Consider the following 19203-nt stretch of genomic DNA (forward strand, 5'->3'; position numbering starts at 1 on the left):
TCATTCCGGGATCTTTCCATTTTTGAGTGAATTAACCATTTCTTTTTTCTTGGCGGCTACTTCCTCCTTCAAATACTTTAAGTACTCTTCATCTGTCGTCTCCCTTATTTCGTCATTCAGATCACTTATTTCATCGTAACATGATTTTATAAACTCGGCCTTTTTCCATTCGTCGCTATTCTCAAACTCTTCGAGCTTTTGAATATATTTTGCACTTTGAAGAGAAGGTGAATTATCAATAAGTCTCTCATATTTACGATAAGCGTGTTCGGCCTCCTTCATCTCATCCAAATACTTGTAAAACTTCTCGTTCACCTTCATCATCGTCCCATCGACTTCTCCTGTGTCATAAAACCGGTTTATAATCGGAACATTGTGCCAAGAGAAATCGTTCAATCCAGTAGGCACACCTATCACAGTCTTGAAAGTTTGATTTAATGTAGCAAACATACCACCCAGATAAGCCTCAAACAAATGCTCTATTGCAGCAGGATTCAATAGGTCGGCACCGGAATGTGCTTCAAGTGTTTCAAATTTACGAATAGCCTCGTCGCCTCCGGCAAGGGCATTAAGATATTCAGATACCTTTACTGGTAGAACATTCGTACTCCTGTACACTTTTTGGTATTCCGGATCATATTCATTGAACGGCGTAATCTTAGCAATGGGCTTACCTGTAAAATCGGTATTGGTCACGTATGACTCAAACACCGGCTGAAAGCTACTCGGAACATATACACTCGATCCTCCTACGGGATTCAACGGAAGAAGATCTAACAATCCCAATGTTGTATTACAAATGGCTTCTGTCCTCTCGTCATACCCACAAACACAACGTAAAACCGCATCCCCAATGCCATAGAAAGCTCTCAACTCTATGGGCAGCGGAATTTTAAGAAATCCATCCATTCCTATAAAGCCCAGAGGAATACAAAGATTGTTTTTCCTTACATAATCTGGAAGACCCATATATTTTTCTCGATCATCATCATCACCAAGAAGAGAAAGAATAGATGGTATAACCATACCTGCAACAGCAAAACTCCCCAATAGCCCAGCTGTCCCTTTCTTATTCTTCATAAACATGCCATAGGCATTATTCAATGATTGAACCGCGGCATTAAAGAATAGAAAGAAACTCTTGAATGTTGAATTTCCCATTGCTCCGCTTCCCTTTCTATTAAAGTTAATCGTCACTTCTTTTGCATCAGAAACAGATTGTAGGATGCTTCTACCCTCCTCTCGGCTTGTCATATAAGTTGCAAACCTTGACAAATTTTCCGCCCACTCGTTCGGTAGCTGCATGAAATCCAGAACAGCATTATAACCCCGTTTTGTTTTTGCCCATTTCCCTGTTTTAAGACTATTCTCTATTTGCGCCTTGTACTTATCTATGCTATAAAGTGCTGTATATCCGGTTTGAGCACCATTACTAAGAAACTCCTCCAACATAACCGATACAGGATTATTCGGATCGGCCTTCCATTTATCACCTAATTTCATCCGGTCAAAAAGAGCTTTACTTGCTTTTGGGATATTTCTAAAGAAACGACGCTGGTATTTACCACCCTCCTTAACTCCCAATGTGGCAGAAGACCAAATCAAGTCCCTTGATAAATTAGAGAAAACAAACGCCGGGTTGCGTGTCGTAAAGTTAGCCGCCATCTGCCGATTTGCCCACTCCATTCCCTTCACAAACTTACTCTGGTTTCTTTCTGGCGAATTTAACCCATTTATTGCTTGTGCTACCTTGGGATTTCCATGAACATATACGACATACTCTTCCCCATTAAGCTTAACTTTGACAGTATGTTCTTCAACTTCTTTAGGAGACGCTTTCAAATCAATCTTCAGTCTACCCTTGCGGAACTCTGCTCTACCTTCTGATTGTAGTCTCAACATTTCAGCATCGTGTTCCTCTATGTTTTTACGATACTGTTCCGCATCATCGTCAAATTGGGGATAAGACGGTTCCCATATCTCTTTCCCATTTGCATCTATTTTGGTTTGCACATACCATTGCCTGCTCACACTCAAACCTTCGCTATTTTCACTTTGAGCGAGACGATATAGATGCAATTTCATCTGATTCTTATTGCCACCAACAATGGCACTGTTTCCCATGGACATCATATAGGCCAGCGGATCATCAGCCCTCGATGTTCGTCCCTTTGCTGTTTTGATAGGATCGTTGTACGGGATCTCTGAATCCGTGTAATAATCATACACATCATGCGCCACCGCTTCATCGAATCCCCTAAGAGGAATATAATGCTCATACATCCCCTTTATCCGGTCATAAGTCTCTCGATTGATCATTCCGCTATCAAATGACTTTTTCAAGGAGAAATCATTTACTGCATGTATTTTACTCCAAAGATCCTTAACTTCCGTCTTGTATCTTGATTCTATATCGGCAATAAAATCATCTACACTAACTTCGCCCAATTCTTTCTGAATAGCAGTCAAACCAGAGAAATCTTTGTCGGAGAGCGATTGCCGCATATCCTCGAATACATCATCAGACAGAGGCGAAAGCTCTGAAAACTTCTTATCTTCTATTTCCGATTTCAATCTATCTCTCAACTCATCATCTTTAATAGCGTCTATAGCTTCTGCCAATTCATCATACCGCATTTTCTCATTACGCTCTAACCCATGCTTGGCCATGACGTAATTCTCAACATCCCGTTGCGTTATTCCTTTTTCAGTTAATCGCTTTACAGCGTCAACCATTGGGTCCACCAACTTCAATTTGAACTGTTCTTGTTCGTATGTATTTCGAGAAGACAATGTGTTTTCATACAGATACACATTCATATAGTCAGGAATCGGCTTCCCCGTTTTTTTCTCAAACATATCCTGTAGCTTTTTTACAGCTATCATCCGGTCAACATAAGCCTCATGGAACAGTTCGGTTCGAGATTGGATCTTTCCCTTTAACTCGGCTTTCTTTTCTGGGGACATACGTAACTCATCAAAAGGCTTCTTGCTCCTGAATAACGTATCATATTCTTTGATGTTTTCACGCACAGCATTTTCTGCTTTTGTCTGCTTCATCACATCAAATGCCGTATCGCTATCTTTCAGACGATTTTTGCTCTTCCAAAGCATATACATGATATCACCATCGGACATCTTAAGATCGATTCCTATTTTTCGAAGTGAGCTTCTGATCGCAGAGCATATTTTCTGTATGATACCGGGATCCGACATCGTTTCAGCAAGATGCGCGCAGTATTCTTCTCCGGAGATCGTCTTGTCGTTAAACTCACTCATCAAAGATTCTTGTACATCTTTTGGCAGGGAATCAAAGACAAAGCCCATTGTAGAAGAAAAGTTTTCACCCAACAACCCGCGTAAACCTTTATGTGCTACAACCTCATGTAAAACAGTAGCCTGCACATCAGCCACACTTTCAGCGTTAGGAATGACCAAATATACTTCTCTCGTTTTGGTGTCGTACCAACCTTTTGATCCACGTTTCTGACGTTGTTGTTTAAGATCATCATCTGTAATCTCGTTTACATCTTTGATAATGTGGACAGGGGTATTCAAGCTACCGGCCAATTCATCTACCGCAGAAGTAATTTCCCCCTCTTTATTGATAATTTTTGCTTTGTCTGCTTGCAAAATTGAAATCAACTTCGTATCTTTGATACCAGAAACGAGGGAAGTTTCTTGGTTAAACCCGGGAGTTGTTATTCCGGAAAGTGAATCAAGTAATTTCCCTTTTTCATCAATTGATCGTTGCGATTTAGTGTTTCTAAAACGAACTCCTGCATATTCTTCCGTTATGTCCGGAATATCTGATAAGCTTGCTTCTTTTTCTTTCGCTATCTTGTATTCAGCATTCGAATCCATAACTCCCTCATTAGCATAACTTTTGTAGTTATATAGGATGTCTTCATCCTGCTTAACCTCCAATACATCCAATAAATTAATGTCTGCAGCAGATAAAGAATTTTGAATAAATCTTAATGTTGTTTTGTCGATCTCCGCATTGGAAGTAAGGATTACATTGTTACCATGTTTGCCGGCTTCATAAGACAAGGCAGCGACGAGCTCTTCCCGTGACATAGCAGGATCGAGAAAGGCATATTTGTTTATATTATTGCCATGATCAAGTATTATGGCTGATAGCTTAGGTGTAATACCTCGTTTCTGTTTACTTATAAATTTAGCTATATCACTTGCATCACGAATCTTCACTCTTTCTCCAGATGGCTTATAAAAAACACTTCGGTCAAACTGATATATTTGTGGAGTAACTACGTTTTTAGGATTACCCCCCTTCTCTTTTACAACTCCTTCATTCTCATCAAACTGTAAGTATTTTCCAGAATCAAGATTTATAACAATAGAACTCATTGTCTCAATTCCGGTATTGAACATCGCCTTTTTTAGTCTTTTATGTATATTAATATCAGGAATTGATGCCCGCAGGGTACCTGAAGGATGATTATGTACAAAACAAACCTTCTTCGCCCCAAATTCTTTTGCGGCCGTCATTAATAGTTTCACATCAGCCAGTGTGGCATCAGTTCCACCCGTACTTGAATAATAAACCCCATACGTGCCATCAGCGCGTATCATTACAAGAAAAGAATTCTCTGTTGCCGCACTCTCCAAATTTTTAAATAGAAATGCTATATCTCTTGACGATTTAATCCGTGAAGCGCCGGTAAGCTCTGACCCCATAAATGTAAGGCCTCCTTTTTCAGTAAGCTGCCTCTCCATGAAAGTTATTCCTACATCGTGAGTATTTGATTCATAGCCGACTTCATTTCTTACTTTCTCTATTTTTTCATCAACAGGCATTACACTTACATGGTCAGCACTCTTACCCCATTCAATTTGCATTTGAATTGAGTTATTCGAGTTAAAAAATAAAGAAGGTTCTGATGCGGTTACTTCATTTCCTGTATTGGCATTTTGATTATTTGTCTTTTCAGCATATTTTACGCCTCTCGCAATTTTGTATTCGGCAAAAGGTTTTGTCTTCCTATGAGACGAATCAACCCACTTCTTAAAATCGTCCAGAGGAATTTCAGTTATATTCCCCAAACCCTGCCAGCCTTCTTCATAATTGGATAAATACGCTCTTCTTGCATCTTCCAGAGAATCGAACCCCATCATGACCTTATGTTCATCAAATGATTTGTCAGGATTAACCTGGTCCACTACAAAAACTTTATCACCCTTTGGGTTCAGCCCAAGAAAAACGTCAATATGATCTCCGTCCACCCCTTCCGTACCTCGGATATAACCATACGTGTTATTCATAGTTATAGACCATTCCTTCCCGTAAGCATCTTTTCCGGAACGAACGGATCCGGCCGGCTGCTCTATCGTTACATCAAATCCATTTATTCGAACGTGACCTTTCCGATAGTTTCCAGCCTCTTTCTGTGCATCAGTAGGATTTGTATCAACCACCTGTTCCGCTTTAGAAATATCCTGCCTTGTCTTCTGCTTCGCTGCAACACGGTCCATCATACTGAAAGCAGTTTCACTTTCCTGTAGTTTTATTTGGTCAAATCCTGATACTTCACTATCTTTGTAATCAGAAGAGCTAACAGTTTGCAGAGGAGCTGTGTCATTCTGCAATTCAGTATCGCCAATGTCTGTCGTCCTGTCGATAGCTGTTGGCTTTTCTTTTTCAAATGCTGTTAACAACCAATTCTTTTTATAACCATCCCACTCAAGACGTACAGCTGCTTTATGGGTTTTGCTTTCAAGATTAATACGGTTATCGTTTCTATCAACAATTTCCATATCATCTATTAACATCTGTAGATTATCCAATACTTCAGGGTGATACTTTGCTAATTTAGACAAACCAAAACCATTGCTTTTACCTGTTCCTGTTTTCCCCCATACTAAATCGATATCTCCAACATCTCTATGGTGCAAAGCAGCTACAGCCTCCCCTTCCTTTTTTTTCAATAGGAACTCTATAGCATCTTTAGCATTACCCTTGAATTGATCATATATATTACCAAAAGAGCCAACACCAACGGGCTTTATTTCTCCGGATGTGCTTTCTTGTGCAATTCCATTCTTGTTACTGATACGGCCATCAGTTCCCGAATATTCTGTTTCAGCGTCTCCAACTCTCCCGCCCTGTACAAGTTGTTCGTCTTGCAATAACTGATTGCTTCCTTCAGGTAAGCCGCCAGTTCTTCCTTCGTCATTTCGTTTAACTTCTTCATTTGATTTAATATTTTGTGCTAAGATAGCATCTATTTCTTCTTGTTCTTCCTTTATTGATTGAATTTCATCCGCAATTTCACTATTTACATATTCAATGGTTTCATCTGTAACAGCTTCTGCCTGCTTACGCATATCTTCTTCAAAGACCTCATAATCTTCTGGGGATAGATGATAGTTTTCTTCACACCAAGCAGCATACTCATTATATTCAGCCAGTCGTTCTCTTTCGGACATTGCTTCACGATTAGCCTTCATATAATTTATAAGATCACCGCGGGTCCGGGCAGAGGATAAAACATCTATGATAGCATTACGCCCCGCATTCGGATCATTCTGATCAAAAAAATTTGTACCCCTTTCCAGATCGGCAAGCATAAGGAGTTCCCCGGCGCGTTCTATGTTTACCCCTCCTTTTGTCGGTGAAGCAAACAAACCGAACATTTTTTTACTCTCTTCGTTTCCAGATCCCGTCTCTTTCATGTAACTATCACGAGTAAGCCTGATAGTTCCATTAGCCAGAAGCATAGCCGCAAGCTCTTCCCCATTCACGGGATCTCCCATATCGCCAATTTCTTTAGCTATCTGATCACCAGGTTTATCTTCCTTGGCAATATTATCAAGTCCTATCCAAAAATCAGATTCCTGTTTAAGGCTATCATATACCTGCTGGGCCTTTAATAAAGCCTTTTCCGCTTTGTTCTCCTTTCCGATCGGAGCATCATCATATTCCAGTTGTGCTTTTTCCAGCGCATCAGAAGCTTTTCTAAGATCATTCTCAAACGCTTTCCTTGTTACAGCTATTTTCCGAGGCATTTTATCCTTATACTTTTCGGAAAGGAAATCCAGTGTATTACCCTCTCCCGATGCAATGAAGTCAGGTGTTCCATCCTCCTTCATGATGATTGGAGACTTATCTGCCTCAGATTGTGTAGTCTCAACCTCTGCTTGTCCTTGATTATTCTTGACAACAACCTGGGCCGCATCTGGCTTTTCGATTTGTACAGGGACGCTTTCTTTTGTCTCTTCATTCTCCTTGGGCAAAACTTGAACCTCCTCATCCGGAACAATAGTTTCCTGCGTGTCGCCAACTGGCACCAAGTCCTCCTTCTCGATCTCCTGTTCATGGATAGATTGAATAGCAGATTTAGTAACAATCTGCTTGGGAACAGTTACAAACTTACCATCTTCTGTCTCTACAGACATATAATCAGCATTAGGCGCAATATCCGCAGCCCGGCCTTTAACCTGCTTTCCTGTGTCAGGGTCTATATAGGCAACATCATCTCCGTTACTTATCTCCTGCTCTTCTTCCTGTGCTCTCTGCTGCTCAATCATTTGATCTTGCATATCAAACTGGGCCCGGAGATTAGCTTCGTATTGCGCTCTCTGATCAATTGCACTGACCACATTCGCAATTCCTGATATTTGCTTAGAAGAAATAACCTGCGTATTACCCTCTGGATCTCTATAGTACATGGACTCGGAACTTTTATCAGGGTCAATTATCATTTCTCCATTATAATTTGAATCAATAACTACATCTCCCTTTACTATACAAACCGGATGTTCCATGTCTCCATTTATGAAAACTTGCTGGATCATTCCATTTTCAGCAATAAAAGGCGCATTAGCGTTATCATAGTTCATCATCTCTGTTTGAATAGCAAGCTCGCGACGCTCTCCTTTCTCTTCATTAATTGCTTCCGGTGTACGAAGGGATTTATATGCGATATTAGACTGGACAAGATTGAACAATGCTTCTTTCTGCTCTTGGGAAAATTTATCGCTCGACTCTAAGGCTTCCAGGAATGCAACTTTCTCTTCCGGTGTTGCTGCTTCAAGTTCATTGCCGATACCAAGCATCTCGTTGTCACCCTGAAATTCTTTATCAAAGGCTATCTTCGCGTTTTTATAGTCTCTTCGCGTCTTCATTTTGTCATGTTGCCTTTTAACAAACCCCGGTGCTCCTGCAGCTGAAAAATACGCACCGCCTCCCATACCGTAAATAAAAGAGTCACCAACTCCATCCATTAGATTTCGATTAGGATCAGCTCCGGTTATTTTATCAGTTATATTCTCTGCCAACTGCGAAGCCACCTCTTCAATACCTTCTTCCGTAGGCTCATAGAAGATACCAAACTCTTTAAAATGTTTCCGTATCTGCCCCATCAAGCCCTTTCGCACCGCTTGTTCAGCCTTTTCTTTGCCCAAAGACTTGTACAACGTCTTCATCCAGGCATTTGACACCCCGGCCCCTAACATTTCCGAAGCACCTTCTGCCGTGCCGGTGATGATTGCATTAGACACCTTTGCAAACTCACCCATATCAGGATTCTCCGCATCCAACTGATCATATTTATCACTTGCTGTAATCGCACCAATCCCAGCAAGACCGGCAACCGGAGCTCCTGCAATTGTAGCGGCAGCTGCGGAAATAGACATAGGCAACGATTCGACTCCCTGTAATGCAATATCACCAATTGCCCCAGCATAATCCCCTTCTTTCCATAAATCGGAGTAAGACTTGCCATTGTATCTATCCGAATTAGCCCTCGATGTTTCTGCCACCCCTTTAAAATAATCAGATACATCCTTAAACATGCCGCCTCTTGTACCAAGCCCTAACTTTTCAATACCGCTTGTAGCTTTGTCTAAAACACCAAATAACCCGGCACCCAATTGAGCTCCACCTGTGTTTAACTTCTCTATTGCATCTCCAAGATAAGTGTCCCAGAACCCCTTATCATCTCCAGAAGTAGTTGTATCAATATCAGGGTATCCAAGTTTGGCATTGAAATCAGATAGGGAACCGATATCCTCAAACCCATCTTCCTTTAACTTGCCATACAGGATTTCTCGTTTCCCGGAATCTTTCAGCTTTCCTTCAAAATCTTTATAATCGCCCAGGTCCTTATACCCGTTTGAAGACAGGACTTCGTATAATTTTTTAGTGTTATCTTCCATCACCAACCTATTTTTTTAGATACCTGATTCTCATTCTTTTTTTCTCCTTCATCTACAGAAATAGACAATTCTTTCATTAGGCGTACAGCAGAAGGACTTTCCGGCCAATGCGCAAGGACATAATTCATTCTCTCCGATGGACTAAGAGCTTTATACTTTTGCTTCTCACTCGGATCACCTTTAAAGACATCGTTTTCCAATTCTTTAAAAATGCGAGGGTAAATCGTTTTAAACACGTTCTTTTTTAAATGATACGTTGTCCCTGTATTCGGGTCATAGTATGGTTCTGTTTGATTATCCTTTCCTGTGGATGATTTAATTGCACGCTGAACATTAGCGTCAGCATTCATTCTGGCAATTCCTAATTGCTTCTCTCTGTATTCTTCTGTAGCCTTCGCTTGTACTTTACGCCAATCTTGATCAGATTGCCATTTTTGCAAATCAAGAGCATTCTTCGCATTTGCAATATCTCTCTGGTTTTTCATCCGGGCAGCATTCTGTATAACTCCCAACAACCCGCTACGATCGCGATTGTAACCTTGTCGTGCCATTTCTATATCAGTCAAAACACTTTGATATAACCCTGAATCATACTTATCTCGATCCGCTTTATAAATATCCCGAAGACGCTGCACATAAGCGTCATTGTTCCTCATTGCTGACGTTTTATCTTCTGGAATATACGCACCCTTAGCACCGGCTATACCCTGCACTATTAGCCTTAAACCGTCTGCTGCAGATGCAATATTATTCGCAGCCTGGATCCGCTTTTCATCCGGGATAGTAGGATTCCTTCGAGTTGTCTTATACAGGGTCTGATAAAATGGTTCAACCGAATTAGGATCAAAACCTTTGTACAATTGAGATATTCTTTCGGGGGAATAGTATTGTGTTGCAGCATTCCATTCTTCTTCACTCATCCAGTCTGGCCGAGCAGCAGCAGACACATTAGGAACTACAGCTGACGTTTCGGGTTTCAACATCGTCGATTCTGCATCTTCGTTCTTCGCAGTATTATTCTGCTGATTCTCCATTTTCGCCAACACATCAGCATCGGTAGGAGTCGCCTTCTTTAAATAGTCCATTAATACCATAGCTATCAATTATTAGGTATACTCCAGTTCTTGGTTAGATTTTGCATTGTATTCTGTGCATTAGCAAAACTTGATGCTTTATGATCTGCAATCTGTTTTGCTGTAACACCAACAGGATTAAGTATTGACACATCTATAGATCCTGCGCTATTAATAGCTGTCCCTAACCCATTTTGCATGAAGTTTGTCCAACTTTGCGCATTCTGTCCATTGATCTGCTGTTGCTGATTATAAAGATTCTGCCGCTGGTTTAAATAGCGATTCATTACGTTATCTTTATATTGAGCATTCATAGCTCCGAGATTGCTCATTGTGTCAGAAATGATTTTGTTTCCTGCCTCTTTATCCGCCAAAACAGCTTCAGGAGTCGCCCCGATAACAGCCGCAGTTGCAGCAGAGCTCTTTGATCTTTCCTTCAATTCCTTCCTCAAATTTCTAAGCAATGCCGCACTATCCGATCTTTCAAGAGGATCACTATAATACTCCTTGTTGAAAAGATTCTCATTGTACGTCTTTTCTTCGTTCAATGCCCGCTGGGCCTTCTTTCTTTGTTTTGCAGCCTTGATACCGCCGAATAATCCGCCGAGAAGACCAAGACCACCAGTTATAGCCGCTCCAATCATACTTTTTATAATTTACAGTTCTGGTTATGAAGAAAATGTATCTACTTTCGTTTATAATGTTGTAAATTATAATTTTTGAAACCAATTGTATTTTTCATATATATATATGGGACAACCTAAAGGACAAAGCGGCAACCCGGCAGGGAAACCTAAAGGAGCGAAAAATAAAACGACAAAGCAGATGAAAGAACTGCTTACTAAATTCGCAGAAGATAAGATTGAAGACGTTATCAACGCATTTGACGAACTGGAGGCAAAAGATAAAGTATCTGCCTTTACTTCACTTCTTAAGTACGTCATTCCACCTGCAAGAGACACAGATGCAGATAAAGCAGGAGCCGATGCTGTCTCTATGATGATTGATAGGCTTTTTAATCGAGAAGGAAAAAAGTAATTGTAATATGATTTTACAACTTAGTATTAATTGATGCCGCTCTACCTGTGAAAGTAGGGCGGTTTTTTATTATTCTCCCTAATATAGCTTTATTGTAATCTGTATAACAAGTTGGTAATGACAATGTGTCACCAGACCGACAAAAAGTACAGACTATACTATTAAATATTCATAAATTCACGTTTGGCATTTATTTTGTGTAAGTATACGTGATTGTAAAATTTAAACATTAATTGTTTTACAATTGTTTTATGTCTAATTAAAAACAAACATATAACACATTGATTATGAGCGCAAATGGTAAAATAGGTGTTACAAGTGAAAACATCTTCCCTATTATCAAGAAATTCTTGTATAGTGATCACGAAATCTTCCTTCGTGAGTTAGTATCGAATGCTGTAGATGCGACACAGAAGCTGAAAACACTGGCTTCAGTCGGTGAATTCAAAGGCGAGCTGGGCGACCTGACAATCCATGTCAGTTTCGATAATGATACGATTAAAATCTCTGACCACGGTATCGGTATGACGGCTGAAGAGATAGACAAATACATCAACCAGATTGCATTCTCAGGCGCTGAAGAGTTTGTGGAGAAATATAAAAACGATGCAGCAGCCATCATCGGACATTTCGGATTAGGCTTCTACTCCTCATTTATGGTTTCAAAGAAAGTGGAAATCGTAACCAAATCCCATAAAGAAGGAGCTGTTCCAATGAAATGGAGTTGCGACGGAACACCGGAATATACATTGGAAGAGACTGAAAAAGAGGAACGCGGAACTGATATCATCCTATATATAGATGACGAAAACAAGGATTTCTTAAATAAAGAAAAGCTGAATGGTTTACTGACTAAATATTGCCGTTATCTGCCCGTGCCCATCGCCTTCGGGAAAAAGCAGGAATGGAAAGACGGTAAATATGTAGATACCGACCAGGATAATATCATCAATGATATACAACCGGCATGGGTTCGGAAGCCGGCCGACATGACGGACGAAGATTACAAGAAATTCTATCAGGAACTTTATCCGATGTCCGACGAACCGTTGTTCTGGATTCATTTGAATGTAGACTATCCGTTCAACCTGACAGGTATTCTGTATTTCCCGCGTATCAAGAGTAATATTGATTTGCATCGCAACAAAATACAATTGTACAGCAATCAAGTATTCGTCACCGACTCTGTGGAAGGCATCGTTCCGGAATTCCTGACATTGTTGCACGGCGTACTCGACTCGCCGGATATTCCGTTGAACGTATCCCGCTCTTACCTGCAAAGCGACCAGAACGTAAAAAAGATTTCGAACCATATTACCAAGAAAGTGGCCGACCGTCTGGAAGAAATCTTTAAAAACGACCGTCCGCAATTTGAAGAAAAATGGGATAGCCTGAAACTTTTCATCCAGTACGGCATGTTGAGCGATGAAAAATTCTACGACCGCGCAGCCAAATTCGCCCTGCTGAAAGATGTCGACGGCAAATATTATACATTTGAAGAATACAAGGCTTTGACGGAAGCGAACCAGACAGATAAGGACGGTAATCTGATTTATTTGTACACAACGAATATAAACGACCAGTACAGTTATATCCAAGCAGCCAAAGATAAGGCCTACAGCGTCCTGGTTATGGACGGACAACTGGACGTTCATGCCATCAGCCAATTGGAACAAAAATTCGATAAGACTCACTTTGTAAGAGTGGACAGCGATACGATTGACAATCTTATCCGTAAGAATGAAGTTGGCCAGGTGACTTTGAATGAGGACCAAAAGAATGCACTACAGGAAATGTTCAAAAGCCAGTTGCCTAAAATAGAAAAGACGGACTTTGTCGTTACATTCGAAGCTTTAGGAGCAAACTCCAATCCGGTAATGCTGACACAAAGCGAGTATATGCGTCGTATGCGTGAAATGTCTGCTATGCAACCGGGTATGTCATTCTACGGTGAACTGCCCGACAATTATAATCTGGTATTGAACACGGACCATGAATTGGTTAAGAAAGTATTAGCAGATGAAGAACAGGCATGCAACGAAAAACTTCAGCCGATATTGGCAGACCTGAAAGGGTGGAAAACTCGTCAATCCGACTTGCGGGAAGCACAGAGCAAGAAAAAAGAAGAGGAAATATCCACTGAAGAAAAAGAAGACATGACTAATACGAATAAGCAGATTGACGAATTGGTAGCACAACGGAATGCCATCCTGTCCGAATATGCCGGCAATTATAAAATGGTAAGCCAATTAATCGACTTGGCTCTTCTTGCCAACGGTATGTTGAAGGGAGAAGCTTTAAGCCGGTTCATCAAACGAAGTGTTCAGATGATTGGTTCGGCAGAATAAGAGATAAACTATTTCTGGAAAAGATAAAAAGGAGCATCCGGATTTGCCGGAGTGCTCCTTTTGGGTTATCGGCTTATTGCTCCTATCCCTTTGACTTCACATACAAAAGTATTGATTCAGTAAGAGCTTTCCCCGTATCATCCGTTTCATCCGGAAAAGTGTACTCGTATAAGAATACACCACAATCATAACAAAACAAACTAATTTTATGTTATATTTATACATCTCAAATACTTGCAGTCTGAGAAATAACGACTACTTTTGAAATTAAAATAGCAGAAATTATAGTTATGAAAAATATAGCTGTATTAACAGCCCTGTTTCTTATATCCTTTACACAACTTGGACAAGCTCAAAAAGTAGGTTTGGTCCTGAGTGGCGGAGGTGCGAAAGGTGCTGCCCATATCGGGGTAATAAAAGCATTGGAAGAAAACAACATACCGATTGATTATATAACGGGGACTTCTGCAGGCGCTATTGTCGGTAGTCTGTATGCGATGGGATATACACCGGAAGAAATGGTCAATTTGATGCTTTCCGAAGAATTTAGCTATTGGCAAACCGGAACCGTCGAAAATGAATATAAATATTATTTCAAAAGTCCGGACCCGACCCCCGAATTTGGGCATTTTTCCATCGATATGACAGATTCTTTACAGGTAAAAGCCAGTTTCTTTCCGGAAAGTCTGATTAATCCGATACAAATGAATCAGGCTTTCATGGCATTATTTTCACAAGCTACAGCGAAAGCCGGCTGGAATTTCGACAACCTGTTCGTGCCGTTTCGTTGCGTTGCTTCCGACATATATAGCAAGAAAGCCATTATCTTCAAGAATGGAGATTTAGGGGATGCCGTACGTGCTTCCATGACTTTCCCTTTCTTTTTTCAACCAATCTGGAAAGATAGTGTACCTATATTCGACGGAGGCATTTATGATAATTTCCCCGTTGGCCCGATGAAAGACGCTTTTCATCCGGACTTTATCTTTGGTTCGACAGTTGCAGGTTCAAACAACAAACCCTCCTCCAATCCCTATAACCAACTGGAAACCATGATTATGCAAAAGACGGAATATGATGTTCCCGAAGAAGAAGGGATGATGATAAAGTTCAGCTTTCCGAATGTTTCACTGCTGGATTTCCAGAAAGCACGTGAGCTAATGGATATTGGTTATAAACGTACGATGGCCATGATAGACTCCATCAAAGCACGTGTGCCTCGCCGGGTGGCTCTCGATGATGTCAACAAACGCAGGATGGCTTATAAAGAAGGGCTTCCTCCCTTAATTTTCCAGAATATATATGTAACGGGAGTAAATGAAGCACAACGTAAATATATAGAAGCCCAATTGCATCGTGACATCAACCACGAATTTTCGATGGAAGAATTTAAACGGGCTTATTTCAAAATGTTGACGTATTCAAAAATCAAAGAAATTCTTCCACATGCTGTCTATAACCGGAAAGAAAAGAAATTCGACCTATATCTGGATGTAAAAATGAAGGAAGAAATAACAGTAGGTTTCGGGGGAAATGTATCCTCCTATCAAGCAAACCAACTGTTTCTGGGATTAGGTTATCAATATTTGGGGCGATTTGCCGCGGATGTAAATTCCAATTTCCAAGTGGGAAACTCTTTTAGCGGGGTATTACTGAACGGACGTATTTACCTACAGACACGTATACCGACCTATTTGAACTGGCAAGGAGTATTTTCCGATAAAAAATATTCCGAAAGTCAATCTCTATTCTATGAAGATGTATTACCGGCTTTCATCAGGCAAAAAGAGTTATACATGAAACTGAAACTGGGTTTTCCGTTTCTGAACCGGGCAAAAGCTGAAATCGGGTTTGCCTATGGTCGACTGAACGACTTCTACTTTCAGACTTCTAATATGACATTTCCAAATGCCACATTCGACCATAGCTGGTATAATCTTTTCTGCGGTTCGCTCAGTATAGAACGGAATTCGTTGGATTATAAACAATACCCCATCTCCGGACGAAAGCAATTTCTGGTTGCACAATATGTAACAGGCATCGAAAAATATACGCCCTCTCCTATTTCATTGGGTAAACCTATTCCCCGGAATATACACAGCTGGCTACAAATGAAAGGAGAATGGGAACAATATCTGACGTTAAACAATCGATTCAACCTCGGTTTAACGAGCGAACTTGTCATATCCAGTAAAAACCTGATGAACAATTACACAGCTTCCGTTCTTCAAGCTCCGGCTTTTACTCCTACTCCACATAGCCAGATTGTATTTAACGAAGCATTCCGAGCCAACCAATATGTCGCATTCGGAGTATCTCCCATCCTAAAGTTAAGCAAATTACTTCATTTCCGTCTGGATATGTACGGATTTGCTCCTTTATACGAAATAAAAAAGAATGGCACTCAGGAGAACGAAAAATACACTGCACTCCCTTATTACGGCAAATTTCTTCATTCATTTAAATACATGGGGGAAGCAGCCGTGGTACTACAACTGCCTTTCGCATCTATCAGCCTGTATGCCAACGGCTACAGTTATCCGGCTAAGAATTTCAACTTTGGCCTGAATATCGGATACCTAATCTTTAACCCTAAAATGTTGGATTGATTCCGAAAAAGATGTAGAAAATACTTGCAAATAAAAAAGAAAGCACTACCTTTGCACACGCAATCGAGAAATAATGGTCGCGTAGCTCAACTGAATAGAGTAGCTGACTACGGATCAGCCGGTTACAGGTTTGAATCCTGTCGCGATCACTTCAAATCCCTATGGGAAAGTCTAAATACAGATTGCACATTATTGTACAAAAGTATGGCTCGCTAGCTCAACTGAATAGAGCATCTGACTACGGATCAGAAGGTTATAGGTTTGAATCCTATGCGAGTCACTTTTACAATATCCTCAAGATAATTAAAATCTAAGGCTCCTTAGCTCAACTGAATAGAGCATCTGACTACGGATCAGAAGGTTATAGGTTTGAATCCTATAGGAGTCACTTTCCTATCCCCCAACAGAAGATACCTGAGAGTCCAAAAGAATCAAAAAACAAATCCGGAAAACCGGCTTTATAAAGTATCCACTATAGCATATTGCTTTTCAAGAAAAGAGATACGCTGGGCTTCACCACTCCCGGAAATCAAAATGGAATGACGTTTCAGTGATTGAATCCAATCATGTTGCATTTGGCAGATGTTCGAACTCTGGGAATCCATGGAATTAATTGAATAAACCCGTATCATGCTAATACGGAAATCTTGTTTTTCTATATAACTATAAGTCGCCTCAAAATGAATATTGGACAAATAAAAATAGACTTCCCGATTTTCCCCGAACTCACCCTTGATAGACAAAGCTTCTATAGAAGACAATAATTGGCGGAGTTCTTCTTTCATGTGGAGAACATCGTCCCGTGAAATTAAATTCAGACTTGCAAAGTATTTAACTTCTTCAACAAAAGACAGCAGAATATGAGTATCCCAGATAAAGAAAGTTTTCCGACATTGTTTTACACTTTCAGTCAATTGTTTATGTACCTGGACTACTCGATCGTCCATCTGCATTTCCGACAAAGAATTAGGAATTTTCATCTGCCCGTACTGGTAAATCCATCGACAAAGACGAAATTTGGACAAATATTCATAGGAAGAATAAAGTGTGAAAGGAAGTACATTAGACACTGTATATACTTCAGTAGTGTTATCACCCTTCACATAGTTAAATATCTGAAGATAACGATAAAGAATTTCATAATAGCTATCCAGCACATTGGATGAATGCATATTTAGGTCAAAAGTAACCCTATTTGAAAAATGGTTACCTATAATTTGGTCTATGGAAAGTCCCAGTTTTGTAGAAAGCAATGCAACTTCACTAATAGTAAAAGCAACTTCTCCCCGAAGCCTGCGGTAGATTGCCTCTTTTCCCAAACACAAAGTATCCGTCAGGTAATTTGCAAGATTTTGTTCCTTAGGAAGTCGCTTCTTCACCATCGTTATCAACTCATCTAAAAAGTAATTCTCCATCATTCCCCTCTTAATTTAATTAAAAACCTCTCAACTGTGTATCTTTTACAAAATTAAAGTATTAGAATAAGAGAATTGTGTCAAAAAGCATACTAGGAAAGCAACTCATTTTTCTAATTACAATAAAAAAGTATGAGGATGAAATAATTACATGCCTATAGAAGTATACACACATCTGTTTTATTCCGTTTTCCAGCACACACACAATCAGCTGTTTCATTATACGCAAATACAAGAATTCCGAATTCTTGGTTTCGAATTCTGATAAAAACAAAATCCGCTTTACCTTCACAGGCGAAGCGGATTTAAAATCGATAAGTTTTTTCTAATCAAATATCTAATCAGAAAACAATATCTCGGGAAGGATAATATCTAATTTAGTATTATATAAACAAAGCGCATGCCACAAACACCCACACAGCGCGCTATCCAGCATAAGTCTCTGATATATTGGCATATACAAATAAAGACCGCAAATATCAACAAAAACGGATTGTGGATTTCATCGGGACAAGTGTGTAAAAAATCCACACTTTTATGTGGATGAGTGTAAGGATTGACGAAATAAACGGATGATATTATTCTTTTTCTGATTTTTCAATGCCTTAATTGTATTGCGTTCTTGATTTATCAGTAACTTTGCTATCAGTTTAAGTTTTACCATTGTAAAGTTTCACAGCAGAATACTATTGCAATACAAGATAAACAAATGGAAAAATCGGTAACAGAACAAGCAGAAGAACTTCTTGACATTTTATCCCACGATGCCTTGAAAATTTTTGTTCATGAAACTTGTATGAATGACAGTAAATACAGACAATTATTTGTAGCAAAACATGTTCATCTTTTATATCCGGAATCAAAAGAACTTTATAACAGACAGCTACAGACCTTAGCAAAGGTATACGCTGATAAATATGGTTTTATAGGCTATCAGGAAGCGAGACGCCTCGGTCATATTGTCAGCGAAATGACCGAAGAAGCAATGTCCGATATAAAAAAAGGAAAGATTCAAAAATCCATGTTCGTTGCATTGGCTACTATAGAGGAAATGCTAAATGTGATTAGTCATAATGCAGATGACAGCGATGGACAAATAGGCGGTAGTATAGAAAATGCTTTTGAAGTCTTGAATATACTTACCGAATCGAAACTAAACAAAATACAACATGACGAACTGTTCAACTGTTTGCTTACCCTCTTTGAGAATGATTTGCTTAAAGGTTGGGATTGGCACTTCACTTCAATAGCTTTAGCCATTAAACTTGTAAGAACCAAACAGGAAAAAGAAAAAATAAAATCAGCTTTGAATAACATAAAACCGGATGAAAAAAGCTGGGACTATAAAAAATCCCAAGAATTAATGCAGGAACTCATCAAAAAAACAGAGGGCAACGAAAATGCGTAAGGTCTGAATACCGATACCTGTGGTGCTCCATTGTATTGTGTATAAATAGGGATATTCAGTAAATGTCATTTAAACCAAAGATGGCCTATGGGCATGACAATCAAAAATCATCTCATATGCCATTTTTATTGT

The 19203-nt window shown here is 39.8% G+C and carries 8 protein-coding genes and 3 tRNA genes; 7 read left to right on the top strand and 4 right to left on the bottom strand.

What is annotated here, in order from left to right; translation table 11 throughout:
* From DW103_RS16050 to DW103_RS16060, 3 genes are read right to left on the bottom strand one after another with little or no spacing between them, the layout of a single operon-like run.
* On the bottom strand, nucleotides 1-9180 hold the full coding sequence (locus DW103_RS16050; protein ID WP_122277977.1) for an LPD38 domain-containing protein: 9180 nt from the start codon (nucleotides 9178-9180) through the stop codon (nucleotides 1-3).
* Nucleotides 9180-10274, bottom strand: coding sequence for a hypothetical protein (locus DW103_RS16055; protein ID WP_122277979.1), 1095 nt, complete (start codon nucleotides 10272-10274; stop codon nucleotides 9180-9182). The genes DW103_RS16050 and DW103_RS16055 overlap by 1 nt, the downstream gene beginning before the upstream one ends.
* A 5-nt stretch (nucleotides 10275-10279) precedes the next feature.
* Nucleotides 10280-10897, bottom strand: a complete 618-nt coding sequence (locus DW103_RS16060; RefSeq protein ID WP_122277981.1) for a hypothetical protein — start codon at nucleotides 10895-10897, stop codon at nucleotides 10280-10282.
* A gap of 106 nt (nucleotides 10898-11003) precedes the next feature.
* On the opposite strand from DW103_RS16060, the gene DW103_RS16065 reads away from it, so the two are divergent.
* From DW103_RS16065 to DW103_RS16090, 6 genes are all read left to right on the top strand, one after another.
* On the top strand, nucleotides 11004-11291 hold the full coding sequence (locus tag DW103_RS16065; RefSeq protein WP_122277983.1) for a DUF5681 domain-containing protein: 288 nt from the start codon (nucleotides 11004-11006) through the stop codon (nucleotides 11289-11291).
* 287 nt (nucleotides 11292-11578) lie between these two features.
* The gene (gene htpG, locus DW103_RS16070) at nucleotides 11579-13639 is read left to right on the top strand and encodes a molecular chaperone HtpG (protein ID WP_122277984.1); all 2061 of its coding nucleotides are present in this window, start codon (nucleotides 11579-11581) and stop codon (nucleotides 13637-13639) included.
* Between the two features lie 290 nt (nucleotides 13640-13929).
* Entirely contained in the window at nucleotides 13930-16248 is a 2319-nt protein-coding gene (locus tag DW103_RS16075) for a patatin-like phospholipase family protein (protein WP_122277986.1), read from the top strand.
* 75 nt (nucleotides 16249-16323) lie between these two features.
* Nucleotides 16324-16397 (top strand) — tRNA-Arg (locus DW103_RS16080).
* Nucleotides 16398-16454: 57 nt separating this feature from the next.
* Nucleotides 16455-16528 (top strand) — tRNA-Arg (locus DW103_RS16085).
* Between the two features lie 34 nt (nucleotides 16529-16562).
* Nucleotides 16563-16636 (top strand) — tRNA-Arg (locus DW103_RS16090).
* A 70-nt stretch (nucleotides 16637-16706) separates the two neighbouring features.
* Here the strand turns inward: DW103_RS16090 and DW103_RS16095 are convergent.
* Entirely contained in the window at nucleotides 16707-17663 is a 957-nt protein-coding gene (locus DW103_RS16095; RefSeq protein ID WP_122277990.1) for a hypothetical protein, read from the bottom strand.
* A 709-nt stretch (nucleotides 17664-18372) separates the two neighbouring features.
* On the opposite strand from DW103_RS16095, the gene DW103_RS16100 reads away from it, so the two are divergent.
* Nucleotides 18373-19071 (top strand): hypothetical protein, encoded by a 699-nt coding sequence (locus DW103_RS16100; protein WP_122277988.1) that lies wholly within the window; start codon nucleotides 18373-18375, stop codon nucleotides 19069-19071.
* Nucleotides 19072-19203: the final 132 nt, after the last annotated feature.

Origin of the sequence: Parabacteroides sp. AM08-6, from assembly GCF_003473295.1 — a bacterium.
Lineage (GTDB): Bacteria > Bacteroidota > Bacteroidia > Bacteroidales > Tannerellaceae > Parabacteroides.